The 13,872-nt window shown below is 69.6% G+C and carries 13 protein-coding genes and 1 pseudogene; 9 read left to right on the top strand and 5 right to left on the bottom strand.

What is annotated here, in order from left to right; genetic code table 11:
• The first annotated feature begins 4 nt into the window (after positions 1–4).
• The gene (locus tag HWX00_RS08745; protein WP_059559659.1) at positions 5–862 is read left to right on the top strand and encodes an ABC transporter ATP-binding protein; all 858 of its coding nucleotides are present in this window, start codon (positions 5–7) and stop codon (positions 860–862) included.
• Positions 859–1,623 carry an ABC transporter ATP-binding protein gene (locus HWX00_RS08750; protein WP_124608078.1) on the top strand — a complete coding sequence of 255 codons (765 nt, stop codon included), beginning with the start codon at positions 859–861 and terminating at the stop codon, positions 1,621–1,623. The genes HWX00_RS08745 and HWX00_RS08750 overlap by 4 nt, the downstream gene beginning before the upstream one ends.
• A gap of 16 nt (positions 1,624–1,639) precedes the next feature.
• Here the strand turns inward: HWX00_RS08750 and HWX00_RS08755 are convergent, their stop codons facing one another.
• On the bottom strand, positions 1,640–2,359 hold the full coding sequence (locus HWX00_RS08755) for a DinB family protein (RefSeq protein WP_226193660.1): 720 nt from the start codon (positions 2,357–2,359) through the stop codon (positions 1,640–1,642).
• On the opposite strand from HWX00_RS08755, the pseudogene HWX00_RS08760 reads away from it, so the two are divergent.
• A pseudogene (locus tag HWX00_RS08760) lies at positions 2,271–2,916 on the top strand (TetR/AcrR family transcriptional regulator). The gene HWX00_RS08755 and the pseudogene HWX00_RS08760 overlap by 89 nt on opposite strands.
• Positions 2,917–3,000: 84 nt before the next feature.
• A complete protein-coding gene (locus HWX00_RS08765; protein WP_034188333.1) occupies positions 3,001–3,447 on the top strand; it encodes a hypothetical protein in 447 nt (148 codons plus the stop codon).
• A 37-nt stretch (positions 3,448–3,484) separates the two neighbouring features.
• On the opposite strand, the gene HWX00_RS08770 is transcribed toward HWX00_RS08765, so the two are convergent.
• Complete coding sequence (locus HWX00_RS08770) at positions 3,485–4,906, bottom strand: sensor histidine kinase (protein WP_124608076.1); 1,422 nt, start codon at positions 4,904–4,906, stop codon at positions 3,485–3,487.
• Positions 4,893–5,558, bottom strand: coding sequence for a response regulator transcription factor (locus HWX00_RS08775; RefSeq protein ID WP_034188331.1), 666 nt, complete (start codon positions 5,556–5,558; stop codon positions 4,893–4,895). Before HWX00_RS08775 ends, HWX00_RS08770 begins: the two co-directional genes overlap by 14 nt.
• A gap of 236 nt (positions 5,559–5,794) precedes the next feature.
• On the opposite strand from HWX00_RS08775, the gene HWX00_RS08780 reads away from it, so the two are divergent.
• The 3 genes from HWX00_RS08780 (at position 5,795) to HWX00_RS08790 (ending at position 8,494) form a co-directional block, all read left to right on the top strand.
• Positions 5,795–6,811: an ABC transporter substrate-binding protein gene (locus HWX00_RS08780; protein ID WP_175029041.1), complete on the top strand. Its 1,017-nt coding sequence runs from the start codon at positions 5,795–5,797 to the stop codon at positions 6,809–6,811.
• A 97-nt stretch (positions 6,812–6,908) separates the two neighbouring features.
• Positions 6,909–8,219, top strand: coding sequence for an MFS transporter (locus tag HWX00_RS08785; RefSeq protein ID WP_049035680.1), 1,311 nt, complete (start codon positions 6,909–6,911; stop codon positions 8,217–8,219).
• Positions 8,216–8,494 (top strand): type II toxin-antitoxin system RelE/ParE family toxin, encoded by a 279-nt coding sequence (locus HWX00_RS08790; RefSeq protein WP_175029053.1) that lies wholly within the window; start codon positions 8,216–8,218, stop codon positions 8,492–8,494. The genes HWX00_RS08785 and HWX00_RS08790 overlap by 4 nt, the downstream gene beginning before the upstream one ends.
• A 37-nt stretch (positions 8,495–8,531) precedes the next feature.
• Here the strand turns inward: HWX00_RS08790 and HWX00_RS08795 are convergent, their stop codons facing one another.
• Both HWX00_RS08795 and HWX00_RS08800 read right to left on the bottom strand, forming a co-directional pair.
• Positions 8,532–10,325, bottom strand: a complete 1,794-nt coding sequence (locus tag HWX00_RS08795; RefSeq protein WP_175029042.1) for a sensor histidine kinase — start codon at positions 10,323–10,325, stop codon at positions 8,532–8,534.
• Entirely contained in the window at positions 10,322–10,975 is a 654-nt protein-coding gene (locus HWX00_RS08800; RefSeq protein ID WP_049031728.1) for a response regulator, read from the bottom strand. Before HWX00_RS08800 ends, HWX00_RS08795 begins: the two co-directional genes overlap by 4 nt.
• A 322-nt stretch (positions 10,976–11,297) precedes the next feature.
• Between HWX00_RS08800 and HWX00_RS08805 the strand changes: the two genes are divergently transcribed.
• Positions 11,298–11,750 (top strand): hypothetical protein, encoded by a 453-nt coding sequence (locus HWX00_RS08805; RefSeq protein ID WP_059559643.1) that lies wholly within the window; start codon positions 11,298–11,300, stop codon positions 11,748–11,750.
• A 102-nt stretch (positions 11,751–11,852) separates the two neighbouring features.
• Positions 11,853–13,871 (top strand): LssY C-terminal domain-containing protein, encoded by a 2,019-nt coding sequence (locus tag HWX00_RS08810; protein ID WP_175029043.1) that lies wholly within the window; start codon positions 11,853–11,855, stop codon positions 13,869–13,871.
• Position 13,872 lies beyond the last annotated feature (1 nt).

Here is a 13,872-nt window from a genome sequence, read left to right on the forward strand (position 1 = left end):
TGCGATGACGACCACTCGACCCTTGCTCGACGTGCAGGGATTGACGCGCCGCTTCGACGGCGTGACCGCGCTCGACGGCGCGAGCCTGACGCTGGCCGACGGCGAACTGCTGAGCGTGATCGGGCCGAACGGCGCGGGCAAGTCGACGCTGTTCAACCTGATCGCGGGGGCCGACCGGCCCGACGCGGGCCGCGTGACGTTCGACGGCCGCGACATCACGGGCACGGCGCCCGAACGGCTCGCGGCGCTTGGCATCGCGCGCACGTTCCAGCACGGCCGCGTGTTCGGCAACCTGAGCGTGCTCGACAACGTGCTGATCGGCGCGCATGCGCGGCTGCGCGCGGCGCGGCCGGGCTGGCCCGCGCTCGGTGCGGCCGCCGAGGTGCTGCGCGCGCTCGTGCGGCCGGCGTCGGTGCGGCGCGAGGAAGCCGCGCTGCGCGACGAGGCGCGCGCGATCGTCGCCGGGTTCGGCGAACGGCTCACGCCGCGCATCGATCATCCGGCGCACAGCCTGTCGTACGCGAACCGGCGGCGCGTCGAGATCGGCCGCGCGCTCGCGCTGCATCCGCGCCTGCTGCTGCTCGACGAACCGACGGCCGGCATGAACGAGACGGAGACGGCCGAGATGCTGCAGCTGATCCAGTCGCTGAAGGCGCGCGGGCTGACGATCCTGCTGATCGAGCACAAGCTCGAACTCGTGATGCGCGTGTCCGACCGCGTGATGGTGCTCGACAACGGCGTGAAGATCGCCGAGGGCGTGCCGCGCGACGTGCGGCACGATCCGCGCGTGATCGAAGCCTATCTCGGCCGCCGCCATGCGGGCGGCGCACCGGCCGATCGCACCGCCCGGGCGGCCGCATGACCCTGCCTTCTTTCGGACCCGATACGACGATGACCGACGCGCTGCTGAAACTCGAACACCTCGACACGTTCTACGGGCCGGTGCAGGTGCATTTCGACGTGAACTTCGAAGTCGGCCGCGGGCAGATCGTCAGCCTGCTCGGCGGCAACGCGAGCGGCAAGTCGACGACGATGAAGCTGATCCTCGGCCTGATGCGGCCGAAGCGCGGCGTCGTGCGTTTCGACGGCGCCGACGTGACGGCGCTCGCGACGCCGCAGCGCGTGCGGCGCGGGATCGCGGCCGTGCCCGAGGCGCGGCGGCTGTTCGGCGACATGAGCGTGCGCGAGAACCTGCTGATGGGCGCGTACACGCGCGGCGATCGCGCGGCCGTGGCCGACGACTACGAACGCGTGCTCGACCTGTTTCCGCGCGTGCGCGAACGCTTGACGCAGCGCGCCGGCACGCTGTCGGGCGGCGAGCAGCAGATGCTCGCGATGGCGCGTGCGCTGATGGCGCGGCCGAAGCTGATCTGCATGGACGAGCCGACGATGGGGCTGTCGCCGCTTTACGTCGACAAGGTGCTCGAACTGATCGACGCGATCAACCGGCAGGGCGTGACGGTGTTCATGGTCGAGCAGAACGCGAGCCTGGCGCTGGAGATCGCGCATTACGGGTACGTGCTGCAGACGGGGCGCGTGGTGCTCGAAGGGCCGGCGAAGGCGCTGCTCGACGACGAGCGCGTGCGCGATGCGTATCTCGGCGGGGAGGCCGTGGCGGCGTAGCGGGCCTGGCGTCAGCCTATCGCACTGCGGGTGCCGGATTCGCCGCTTCGGTTTTTCCCTGCAGCCTGCGCGCGGGTTCCGTCCGGTGCAGGTGAACGGCGTAGGTGTCCCACGGCAGTTCGATGGCTCGCCCCGAGCGTGCCGCCGCCTGGCTCATCAGGCGTCCGGCTTCGCCGCGATGATAGCCGCCGTGCGTGACGACATGGGTCAGCATCTCTTCGCGAGTCATGTATCCGCTGTCGCCGTCGGTGAACGTGAACGGAATCGATTCGGACAGCATTCCGGGCGTGGCGGCGTCGGCATAGTCGAGATACCAGCGATCGAGCGACGCGAAGGCCGCACGCAGTGCGTCGGGCTCCGGCGTGTCGGGTGTGTTGTCGGACACGAAGCCATGGCGCTCGCCGGTCAGATGCGCGGCGAAGATCCGGTTGACGACGAGGCAATGGTTCATCAGCCGCAGCGCGAGATGGCGCGCTTCGGCGTGTTGCCCCGCATCGAGCCCGGCGATGGCCGCCAGCATGTCGTCATTCGCCCATGCCTGGTAGCGCAGCATGCGGGACAGGAGTGCGTTCGCGCTCATGGTCGTTTCCTCGGGGGTTTCACCTAATATGTGAGCTTCGGCACCATTATTTTCGGTCGGAGTCCGCATGTCCACTCGCGTTTCCAATGCCGCCGCCGCGATGCGGAAAGCCCCGCGCCAGGCGCGTTCGCGTGCGACCGTGGACGTGATCGTCACGGCCGGGGCTCGCGTTCTCGATACGCACGGGTGGGCCGGATTCACGACCAACGAAGTCGCGGAGGTTGCCGGCGTCAGTATCGGTTCCGTGTACCAGTACTTCCCGAACAAGCTCGCCTTGGTCGATGCGATCCGGCGCCGGCATTTCGACGACGTGCTGGCCGTGCTGCAACGCGCGCATGACCGTCGGGCAAGCGCCGGGCGTCTCGTCGAAGGCTTGATCGGCGACCTGATCGCCGCGCACCGCGATCACCCGTCGCTGCACCGGGCGCTGCTCGATCTGCCCGATCCGGGGGGGCGCGAAGGACGCGTACGACGCGTTCCAGAAGGCATACTTGCGCCGCTATGCGCTGATCGTTGCCGCCTGTCGCGGGCGTGCGCCCGTCAAGGCCGATGCCATGACGGCGCAGGTGCTGTCTTCCGCGCTCGAAGGCGTCGTGCACAATGCGGCCCGGCGCGGGCTGCTGGACGATCCGAAACTGAAGCGCGAACTCGTCAGGCTGGCGCGCGGCTACCTGGAGGATCCGCGCGATCGCGCGGCAAAGGCGCATACGTGAGCCGCGGCGAAAATCATGACGGACACCGAAACTCAGGTAGATTGATGCTTTCCTGATCTCGAACGCCACGGGGGCTACCGCGCCATGTTGACTTATTCGATTCAGAAGGTCGGCTACGATTACAAGCAACTGGATCCGCAGGGCGCGACGGATTACGCGTCGTTCACGCATGCCTTCGACGCGTTCCCGTGGGCGGCGCAGCATGCCGAGTGGGACGAGACGCAGGAAGGCCCGTTGCCGGCGCTCGTGCTGCAGCATGCCGGCGATCAGAGGGCGTTGTGGGTGACCGCGTTGAGCGACGCGCGTTCAGGCGGCTTCCAGCTGAATGTCGTCTCCATGCGGATGAAGAAAGGGCTCTTCGGGATCGGGAAGGGGACGCTGGAGCAGCACGTCGACACGATCGACGTCGATACGCGTGCGGATGTCGATACGCTGTGCCGGTTGTTCTGCGATCGCCAGTACGACGAGCTGGATCGACGGGTAGCGCGGCATGCGGAGCGCAACCGGTTCGACGACGACAACGACGACTGAGCGTCTGCCGCGCGCGGGATGGCACTGATCCGACGGCTTATGCTTCTTCCGCGCCGGTTCCGGCTGCCCGCGGAAACGTCAGCACCACCGCGAACCCGCCCGCATCGGGAAACGCGAACCCCACGCGCCCGCCGTGCGCCTTCATCACTTCCTGCACGATCGCGAGCCCGAGCCCTGACCCCGTGCGCCGCTCGCTGCCGTCCGGCGCGATCCGCACGAACGGTTGCAGCGCCGCGTCCCAGTGCTCGCGCGGTATCCCGCGGCCGTTGTCGGTCACAGTCAGCGTGACCGCGCCGTCAACGTTGCCCATCGTCGCGACCGATACGACGATGTCGTCCGCGTGACCGTGCAGCAGCGCATTGTGCAGCACGTTCGACAGCGCTTCCTGCAGGCTGATGGCGTCGCCGTCGATCCGCGCCAGCGGCGCGTCGCTCGCGAACGCAACGGCGACATCGCGTTCGCCCGCGAGCGGAATCGTGCGGCCGAGCACTTCCTTCGCGAGCGCGACGAGGTCGACGGGCTGCAGCGGCACGGCTTCGGTGCGATGAATCACCATCGCATGATTGAGCAACTGGCCGGTGAGCCGGCCGACGTCCGACGAGGTCGCGCGCAGCGCATCGAGCCGCGCCGCGCGGCGCGCGGGATCGGATTCGCCGTCGAGCAGCTCGATCTGCGCGTCGAGCCGCGCCAGCGGCGTGCGCATTTGATGCGCGGCGTCGGCGATGAAGCGCTGCATCGCGTTGATCCGTTCGGCGAGACGGTGCATCAACCCGTTGATCGAGCCGATGATCGCGTCGATCTCGCTCGGCGTGTCGACGGCCACCGGCCGCAGGTCGGCCGGGTCGCGCGCGGCGATGATCGTGCCGATCTGCGCGAGCGGGCGCAGGCCGCGCCGGATCGCGAGGCCGCTCGCGCCGATCGCGAGCACGCTCATCAGCAGGATCAGCGTCCATACCTTGATGCTCATGTCGTTCGTCAGCTGCTGGCGCGCGTTGGTTGTCTGCGCAACGGTCACGAGCGCCCAGCCCGGCGTGTTTTCCTCGGGCATGTAGCGCGCGATCGTCGCGGTGCGGATGCGGTGCCCCTGGTAGACGGCATTCGCGAACGCGGGGCCCTGTTTCGCGGCCGCGAGCGTCGCGGGGCTCGCGAGATCGTTGTAGCCGGCCACGACGACGCCGCGCGAATCGACGACCTTGTAGTAGACGAGGTCGTAGCGCGACAGCGTCGACAGCGCGCCCACCGGCGGATTCAGCGCGAGCACGCCGCCCTGCACGTAGAGGTTTTCCGCGACCTGGATCGATGCGCCCGCCAGCAACTGGTCGTATGCCCGCTCGGCCGCGACGCCCGCGTAATAGCGCGCGATCGCCGCGAGCGCGAGCGCGCCGGTCGCGACGACGAGCGCGATGAACAGCAGCGTGCGCCCGAACAGCGTCTTCGGGAACCAGTCAGTGCGCCGCAATCTGATACCCCATCCCGCGCGCGGTGCGGATCTCGACCGAGCTGCCCTGCAGCTTCTTGCGCACACGCGTCACGTACTGCTCGACCGCGTTCGTGGTCGGCTCGTTGCCGAAGCTGAACAGCTGGTTCAGCAGTTCGTCCTTCGAGAAGATGCGCTGCGGGCGGCTCGCGAGGATTTCGAGCAGCGCGAACTCCTGCCGCGACAGCGACAGCGGCTGGCCGTCGAGTTCGGCGAGGCGGCTGCTGCGGTCGATCACGAGGCCGCCGAGCGTCAGCACGTCGTTCGCGTGGCCGCTGTTGCGGCGCAGGAGCGCCTGCACGCGTGCGTCGAGCTCGCGGTAGTCGAACGGCTTCACGAGGTAGTCGTCGGCGCCGAGGCCGAGGCCGCTCACGCGGTCGTCGATCGCCGAGCGCGCGGTGACGAGCAGCACGGGCGTCGTGCTGCCCGACGCGCGCAGGTGGCGCAATACCGTGAAGCCGTCCATGCCGGGCAGGTTCGCGTCGAGCACGACGAGGTCGAAACGCTCGACGCGCAACAGCCCGTGCGCGGTCGCGCCGTCGGTTTCGAGATCGACCGCGTGGCCGAGCCGCGCCAGGCGGTTGCGGATCGCCGCGCCGATTTCGGCATCGTCCTCCACGACGAGAATGCGCATGGTGCCGTTTTGCAGGTAAGTGGATAGGGTTTTCCCGGGGCCGGGATGTCAGCATTTTCTCAGACTCGGTCGATAACCTGTGTCGAGCCGGAAGCAGCAGGCAAGGACGGCATTAATACCAGAAATATTCAAGGAGACGGCAACATGCAGCATGTCACGGGCGCGACGAACGCGCGACGCGGCGCGACGGCGGCCTTCGCGCGGCCGTGTGCCGCCCGTCGCGGGGCGGCGTGCGCATGACGATGTCGCCACGCCGCCGCGCATTGATCGCCGCCGGGCTCGGCGTGCTCGCCGCACCGTCGCTCGTGCGGGCGAAACCGCGCACGGTGCGGATCTCCAAGGGCTATGGCGTGCTGTACCTGCCGCTGCTCGTGATGGAGAAGCAGCGGCTGTTCGAGCGGCACGCGGCACGCCACGGCGTGCGCGACGTCGCGGTCGACTGGGTGCTGCTCGACGGCGGCAATTCCGTCAACGACGCGATGATGGCCGGCACGCTCGATTTCGCGGGCGCCGGCGCGCCGGGTTTCATCGAACTGTGGGCGCGGGCGCGCGGCATTCCGAACGTCGAGGTGATCGGCATCAGCGGGCTGTCGACCACGTCGCTGTCGCTGAACGCGAACCGCCCGGGCCTGGCGTCGCTGCGCGACTTCGCGCCGTCCGACCGGATCGCGGTGCCGGGCATTCGCACGTCGCTGTCGGCCGTCGTGCTGCAGATGGTCGCGAGCCGGCAACTCGGCCCGCGGCATTTCGCGCAGCTCGATTCGATTACCGTGAACCTGCCGCATCCGCAGGCGATGCAGGCGCTGATCCGCCGCGAGAACGGCGTCACCGCGCACTTCACGTCGCCGCCGTTCTCGACGCTCGAGTTGCGGCAGCCGGGTATTCATCGCGTCGTGAGTTCGGTCGACGTGCTCGGCCCGCTGACGCTCGACGTCGTGTTCGCGCCGAAGCGGCTCGTCGATGCGGAACCCGCGCTCGCCGTCGCGTTTCTCGGCGCGCTCGACGAAGCGAACCGCCTGATCGCGCATGACCCGCGCGCGGCGGCCGCGCTGTATGCGGCGTCGTCGGGCGTCGGCGTGTCGCACGACGACGTGATGCGCATGCTGGCCGCGCCCGACACGCGCTTCTCGGTGCTGCCGAACCAGCTGATGGACTACGTCGAATTCCTGTACCTGGCCGGCACGATCAAGGCGAAGCCGCGCGCGTGGCACGAGATGTTCGCGCCGATGCTCGACGATTACCGGTCGGGCTGATCGCCCCCCGTTCAACGAGACATCCGGTGCCCGCGCGACGGCTGCGCGCGGGCATCGGTTCAACCGATACGCAACCGATTCACGCAAGGAGCATGAAGTGACCGCTACCGACACCCTGGACCCCGCGTCCGCCGAAGAACAGCGCATCATGTCGAAGGTGGCGCGGCGCCTGCTGCCCATCCTCGTCGTGATGTTCCTGATCGCGTTCATCGACCGGCAGAACGTCGGTTTCGCGAAACTGCAGATGGTGCACAGCCTCGGGATGACGGAGGCCGCGTTCGGGCTCGCGTCGTCGCTGTTCTTCATCGGCTACCTGCTGTTCGAGGTGCCGAGCACGCTCGCGCTGCATCGCTACGGCGCGCGCGTGTGGCTCGCGCGGATCATGCTGACGTGGGGCCTCATCACGGTGCTGATGGGCTTCACGACGTCGATGCCCGCGTTCTGCTCGCTGCGCTTCCTGCTCGGCATCGCCGAGGCCGGCTTCTACCCGGGCGTGATCTATTACCTGACGCTGTGGTTCCCGCAGAGCTACCGCGCGAAGGTGCTCGGCATCTTCACGCTCGGCAGCGCGCTCGCGAACATGCTCGGCTCGCTGGTCGGCGGCGTGCTGCTGAGCCTGAACGGCGTGTGGGGCCTCGCGGGCTGGCAATGGGTGTTCGTGGCGACGGGCATTCCGGCCGTGGTCGTCGCGATCGTCGTGTTCCGCGTGCTGCCGGCGTCGTTCCGCGAAGCGCCGTTCCTCGACGAGCGCGAGAAGCAGATCGTCGCGGCCGCGCTGGAGCGCGAGAAGCCGGCGCAGGCCGAGCACGGCCAGCCGTGGAAGGCGCTGCTCGATCCGCGCGTGATGCTGTTCGCGGCGACCTACATGCTGATGTCGACGTCGCTGTACGGCGTCACGTACTGGCTGCCGACGCTCGTGAAATCGTTCGGCGTGTCGAGCAGCACGAACGGCTTCCTGAGCATGCTGCCGTGGGCGCTCGCGGTGCTGCTGCTGCTGTGGCTGCCGGCGAAGCTGCGTCGCGCGAAGAGCATCCTGCGCACGATCGCGATCGTCGCGGCGCTCGGCGCGCTCGGCTTCCTGCTGAGCCTCGTGCTGCCGTCGACGCCGCTGCGCTTCGTGGCGCTCGTGCTGGGCGGCGCGTGCATCCCGCTGCTGTATCCGTGCTTCTGGTCGATGCCGCCGCGTTATTTCACCGGCGCGCGGGCGGCGGCGAGCGTCGCGGCGATCAACTCGATCGGCAACCTCGGCGGTTTCTTCAGCCAGAACCTGATGCCGTTCGCGGGCAAGGTGACGGGCACCGCGTTCGGGCCGATGATCGTGCCGATCGTGTGCCTCGCGCTGCTCGGCATCGGCGCGCTGGTCGCATGGACGCGATCGGAGCGGGGGATGGTGGCGGCGCGGGTGTGACCGGCGGGCGGATTGCGGTTCCAGATACGTTTCGAACCCTGCTCGAACGTGATGTGGATGCGGCGGCGCACGCCGCGGACGCGATCGGGCAAGGTGTTGCCGTGCTGCGCCTGTTTCCGTTCACATGCCGCAAGATCGAGAATGGAAATCCGTTTTTGCGCGAGCTGATCGTGTCCTTCGGCGCGTCGGGTTTTGTCCTGCTGTTCGAGATTGAAGCGGCCGAACAAGTTACGATTCTCGCGGTGCGACATCAACGGGAAGAGGATTACCACTGACGCGTGATCGATGCGGCGGCCGGCATCGCCGCCTCGGTCAGCGATCGGGCCGAGAACCCCCATTCCCGCCATGCGCGACCGCGACGGGCGCGTGCGTCAGCGGAATCTCGACGTCGACCGTCGTGCCTTCGCCGAGCGTCGTCGCGATCCGCAGCGTGCCGCCGACCAGATACGCGCGCTCGCGCAATCCCACCAGCCCGAACGAACCCGACTTGCGCGGCACGCCGGGATCGAATCCCGCGCCGTCGTCGCGAATCGTCAGCGCGAGCGTATCGCCGCCGTGCACGAGTTCGACGTCCGCATGCGACGCGGCCGCATGCCGCGCGACGTTCGCGAGCGCTTCCTGCGCGATGCGGAACACGGCCGTCGCGTACGGCTCGTCGAGTTGCAGCTCGGGCGGCTCGACGCGCAGCGAGCACGCAATCCCGTGACGGTGCCGGAAATCTTCCACGAGCCATTGCATCGCCACGGCGAAACCGAGGTCATCCAGCATCAGCGGGCGCAGGTCCGACGCGATGCGCCGCGTCGCGGCCACCGCGCCGCGCGCGAGCGCATGCATCGCCGCGATCTTGCGCGCGAGCAACGCGTCGTCCTGCGGCACGCGGTCGATCAGCCATTCGAGATCGTTCTTCAGCGTCGCGAGCGTCTGCGCGAGTTCGTCGTGCAGCTCGCGTGCGATGCGGCGCTGCTCGGCTTCGCGCGCGCTGGCGCTGATCGCGGCGATCTCGCGCAGTTCCTCGCGTGACGTCTGCAGCGCCCGCTCCGCGCGCACGCGCTCCTCGACTTCGCGCCGCAGGTCGCGGTTCGACGCGCTCAGTTGCGCGGTGCGCGCGGCGACGCGCTGTTCGAGCCGTTCGTTCGCGTCGTTCAACTGCGCGCTCTTCTGCACGACGAGCAGATGCTGGTAGCGCGCGCCGGCCAGCGCGCGCACGGTCTGCGCATGCAGCCGGCCGTTCTCGAACAGCATCGCGAACAGCACGACGCCGGACGCGACGAGGCCGTACGCGCGCCCCGCGTAGAAGCCGAGATCGTAGCGCCCGTGATTGAGCATCGACGACAGCGCGATATCGAACAGCCACGCGACGAGTACCGTCATCACCCACAGGTCGAGCACGGAATGGCGGCGCCGCTGCCGCCACATCAGCATCAGCGCGACCAGGTTCAGCCCCCAGACGATCGTGATCGCGTTCGTCATCGTCGCGGCCATCCGGTTGCCGTTCATGATGCGCGGCAGCAGGTCGTGGCCGGCGGTCGCGAGCAGCGCGAGCGCGACCGTCGCGGCGGCCGCCGACGCGAGGCAGAACCCCACCGGAATCGCCGCCCGGCGCTGCGGGCTCGCGATCGGGCGGGCGCGCGGCGTCGCGCGCAGCAGCGCATACGCGGAAACGGCCAGCGGAAACCCGCCGTGCCAGAACAGGTACAGCCACGCGGTGGTCTGGTCGCCGCCGCCGAGCAGGCCGTGCGGTGCGAACAGCCCGGGGAAGGTCAGCATGTGCGTGCCGGCCATGAAGCCCGTGAACAGGTAGCCGCCCGCGAGCACGAGCAGCGGTTTCTGGCGCAGGATCGCGTACTGGCCGAGCAGCAGGCCGGCCGTCACCATGTCGTTGACGACGATCGCCGACTGGTACACGGGAATGAACGCCGAGCCCGGCGCGAGCGGCATGCCCGCGAACGGCGCGAGCGCGGCGAAGATCACGGCCGACACGAGCACGGTCGCGAGCGCGAAGCGCCGTTCGCGCCGGCCCGGCGGCAGCGACGACATGAACAGGCGCGACGTGTCCGGATCGTCGTCTTCCGGCGGCGCGGGCGGGAGCCGGGACGCGGCCGTCATGCGTCGTCGGCGCCGGCGCCAGGATCGAGATCGTGGCGTACCGCGTAGCGGACCAGCGCCGCGTCGTGCGGCAACTCCATTTTCTCGAGGATCCGGGTCTTGTACGTGCTGACCGTCTTCGTGCTCAGCCCGAGCTCGGACGCGATCTGCGTGACGGTCTGGCCGGCGACGATGCGGCGCATCACGTCGAGCTCGCGGGCGGACAGCCGCTCGTGCGGCAACGTCCGGGCCGGCGCGCGCAGCGTGCGCGCGAGGCTTTCGGCCGCGGACGGGCTCACGTAGACGCCGCCGGCCGCGACCTTGCCGACGGCCTCGACGAGTTCGGCGGTCGCGCTGTCCTTCGTCAGGTAGCCGGTGGCGCCGGCCTTGAACGCGCGCGCGGCGTACTGCGCCTCGGCGTGCATCGTCAGCACGAGCGTGCGCAGCGACGGCGCGTGACTCTTGACCATCCGGATCAGCTCGATGCCGGTCGGCGCGGGCATCGACAGGTCGAGCAGCAGCACGTCGGCGGCCGCGTGTTCGGCCAGCGCGAGCGTGGCCGAGCCGTCGCTTGCCTCGCCGACGATCTCGAAACCGCCGGCCATTTCCAGGATGTAACGCAGTCCGTCCCGCATGACTGCGTGATCGTCAGCCAGAATTACCCTGATCATCTAGCGGCCCTCTTCGGGATGACGCCGCGAACTGCATGTCTGGTTATCGACGCGGCCGTTCTTCTGACCAATATATTCCGCCGAATTCGAAAACGGTACTCATTCGGGAAATTTTCGAGATGGCTGATCGACGAATGTGTACTGAAGCGAAATAATCGACCGGAAAGGGCACGACGTGTCGTGCGCGGCGGTCAGGGTATTCCCGGGTGACTGCCGTACCCGGGCCGGACCGGCGACGCGCTGCCCGGACCGTGCGTCGAGCCGCCGCGATTCGGGACTAAACTGGTGCCCGATGCCAATCCACCTACAGGGGAGCCCCGCGATGATCGATCTTGCCGATATCCTGCCGTCCGCATTGCCCGCCGCGGTCGCATGGGCCGAAGCGGAAGCGGCGCGCGGGATCGCGCAGGGGGCGCCGCTGACGCCGGCGCAGGCGGACGACGCACGCGCGGTGGGCGTTGCCCGGCCGGAACGGATCCGCGTGGTGACCGTCGATCGCATGCCGTTCCCCGAGACGCCGTCGCTGGCCGCGATCGCCCGCGACACGGGGCTGCTGTCGCCGGGGACGATCGGTCTGACGCTCGGCCATGCGGTGTACGTGCTGCGCGGGCAGGACACGCGCCGCCTGCTGACCCACGAATTCCGTCACGTGCATCAGTACGAGGCCGCCGGTTCGATCGGCGCATTTCTTGCGCGCTATCTGCAGGAAATCGCGACGGTCGGCTATCACGACGCGCCGCTCGAGGTCGATGCGCGGCAGCACGAGTTCGATTGACCGTTCACGCCGGCGCGAGCGCGCGCACCTCGCCATGACCGTTCACCCTGCCATCGCCGATCCGGTGTTCGACCGCCGGGCCGTTTCGCCGCGGGGCGTGCGATGAGCGACACGATCCACGCGTGGATCGGCGCGATCGGCGCGCATCCGCTGCTCGTGCTGGCAATCGTGTTCGTGGCGGCGTGCGCCGAGGCGATCGCGCTGATCGGCACGATCGTGCCGGCCGGCGCCGTGATGTTCGCGGCCGGTGCGCTGATCGGCGCGGGCGCGCTCGACGGCTGGACGACGATCGGCATCGCGGCCGCCGGCGCGGTGGTCGGCGACGGGATCAGCTACGAGCTCGGGAGGCACTACCGCGGGATGATCCGCAACGTGTGGGCGCGCCTCGGCTACGCGAACGCCTATGCGCGCGGCGAGGAGTTCGTCCTGCGTCACGGGATGAAGAGCATCGTGCTCGCGCGCTTCCTCGCGCCGGTGCGTGCGGTCGTGCCGGTCGTCGTCGGCTGCGCGACGCTGCCGCGGCGGTCGTTTTATCCGGTCAACGTCGTCTCGGCGCTCGTGTGGGCGCCCGTACACGTCGCGCCGGGCATCGTGTTCGGCGCGTCGGCCGCGCTGGCCGCGGCGATCAGCGTGCGGGTCGCCGCGATCCTGCTGGTCGTCGCCGCGCTGGTCGTGCTCGTCTGGGTCGGCGTGCGCGTCGCGCTGCGGCGCGGCTGGCCGTTGCTGCGCCGCGCGCTCGTCGCAGCCGTGCATGCTTGCGTGCGCCGCTGGCCGCGGGTGGGCGCGCGGCTGCACGACGCGATCGCGGACGTGCGCGGCCTGCCGGGCGCGGTGCCCGTGCTCGCGCTGCTGTTCGCCGGCTGCGTGTGGCTGTTCGCGGGGATGGTGCGGGATGTCGTCGCGAACGATCCGCTGATGCACGCGGACATCGCGCTGTATGCGTTCCTGCAGAACCTGCGCACGCCGCCCGTCGACGCCGCGATGAGTGCGCTTGCCGTGCTGCACGGGCACGACACGGGGCTGATCGTCGCGGCCGCGTTCCTCGTCTGGCTGATGATCCATCGCTGCTGGCTGACGTCCGCGTGGTGGCTCGCGACGGTCGGTGTCGCGGTCGTGCTCGTGCCGGCGTTCGGCGCGGGCGTGCCGGGCGCGACGCCCGCGAGCCTGCCGCCCGGCGCGCTGCACCTGCCGCTGCCCGATGCCGACGCCGCGTTCGCGATCCTCGCGAGCAGCGGCCTCGGCTGGGTGCTCACGCGCGACCGGCCCGCGCGATGGCGCATTCCGGTCGTGACGGCGGTCGTGCTGTGGATCGTGCTCGGCGGTTTCGCGCGGCTCTACGTTGGCGACACCTGGCTGTCGGGCCTGCTCGGCGGCTGGAGTCTCGGGCTGGCCTGGTTCGCGCTGCTCGCCGGCGCCTATGCGTACTGGCGCGTGCGCGAGCAGGTGCAGCCGCGCGGCGCGCTGGTCGCGGTGGTCGTGGTGCTCGCGACGGCCGGCGTATGGACGGTTCCCGCGCAATGGCAGCTCGAGCGCGCGGCGCGCCCGCACGTCGGCGACGTGGTGGCGATGACGGTCGATCAGTGGCTGCACGGCGGGTGGCAGCGCGTGCCGATGCGGCGCACCGAGATCGGCGGCGATCGCGAGGAATATCTGCCGTTGCAATGGAGCGCGACATCGGACACGCTCGACCGGCATCTCGCGCAGGCCGGCTGGCAGCGCGCGACGCCGTGGTCGCCGGCCACCGCGTTGCGCTGGCTGTTGCCGCAGGCGCCGGCCGACGCGCTGCCCGTACTGCCGCGCTATACGCATGGCGAAAGCACGCGCCGCGTGTTCGTCCGCGTCGATCCGGCCCATCCGGACAGCCGCCTCGTGCTGCGGCTGTGGCGCTATCCGTACGTGCTGGAGGACGCGCTCGGCATGCGGCCGCTGTGGTACGGCGCGCTGTATCGCGAGGCGCTGCACCGGCCGGCGCGGCTGATGACGATCGTGCGCACGACGCCGATCGACGATGCGGCGGCGATCGCGCAGGCGCTGGCGGTCGAGCCGACGATCGAGCGTCCGCCGGCGGGGATGACGGCCGCGCCGGCCGGGATGCTGCTCGTGTGGATGGTCAGGCCGTGAG

The organism is Burkholderia seminalis DSM 23518, assembly GCF_902832885.1.
Taxonomy (GTDB): domain Bacteria; phylum Pseudomonadota; class Gammaproteobacteria; order Burkholderiales; family Burkholderiaceae; genus Burkholderia; species Burkholderia seminalis.

Excerpts from the sequence above, each read along its gene's own strand:
- HWX00_RS08745 (WP_059559659.1), top strand. The coding sequence starts at position 5 with ATGACGACCACTCGACCCTTGCTCGACGTGCAGGGATTGACGCGCCGC.
- HWX00_RS08750 (WP_124608078.1), top strand. The coding sequence starts at position 859 with ATGACCCTGCCTTCTTTCGGACCCGATACGACGATGACCGACGCGCTG.
- HWX00_RS08765 (WP_034188333.1), top strand. The coding sequence starts at position 3,001 with ATGTTGACTTATTCGATTCAGAAGGTCGGCTACGATTACAAGCAACTG.
- HWX00_RS08775 (WP_034188331.1), bottom strand. The coding sequence starts at position 5,558 with ATGCGCATTCTCGTCGTGGAGGACGATGCCGAAATCGGCGCGGCGATC.
- HWX00_RS08780 (WP_175029041.1), top strand. The coding sequence starts at position 5,795 with ATGACGATGTCGCCACGCCGCCGCGCATTGATCGCCGCCGGGCTCGGC.
- HWX00_RS08795 (WP_175029042.1), bottom strand. The coding sequence starts at position 10,325 with ATGACGGCCGCGTCCCGGCTCCCGCCCGCGCCGCCGGAAGACGACGAT.
- HWX00_RS08800 (WP_049031728.1), bottom strand. The coding sequence starts at position 10,975 with ATGATCAGGGTAATTCTGGCTGACGATCACGCAGTCATGCGGGACGGA.
- HWX00_RS08805 (WP_059559643.1), top strand. The coding sequence starts at position 11,298 with ATGATCGATCTTGCCGATATCCTGCCGTCCGCATTGCCCGCCGCGGTC.
- HWX00_RS08810 (WP_175029043.1), top strand. The coding sequence starts at position 11,853 with ATGAGCGACACGATCCACGCGTGGATCGGCGCGATCGGCGCGCATCCG.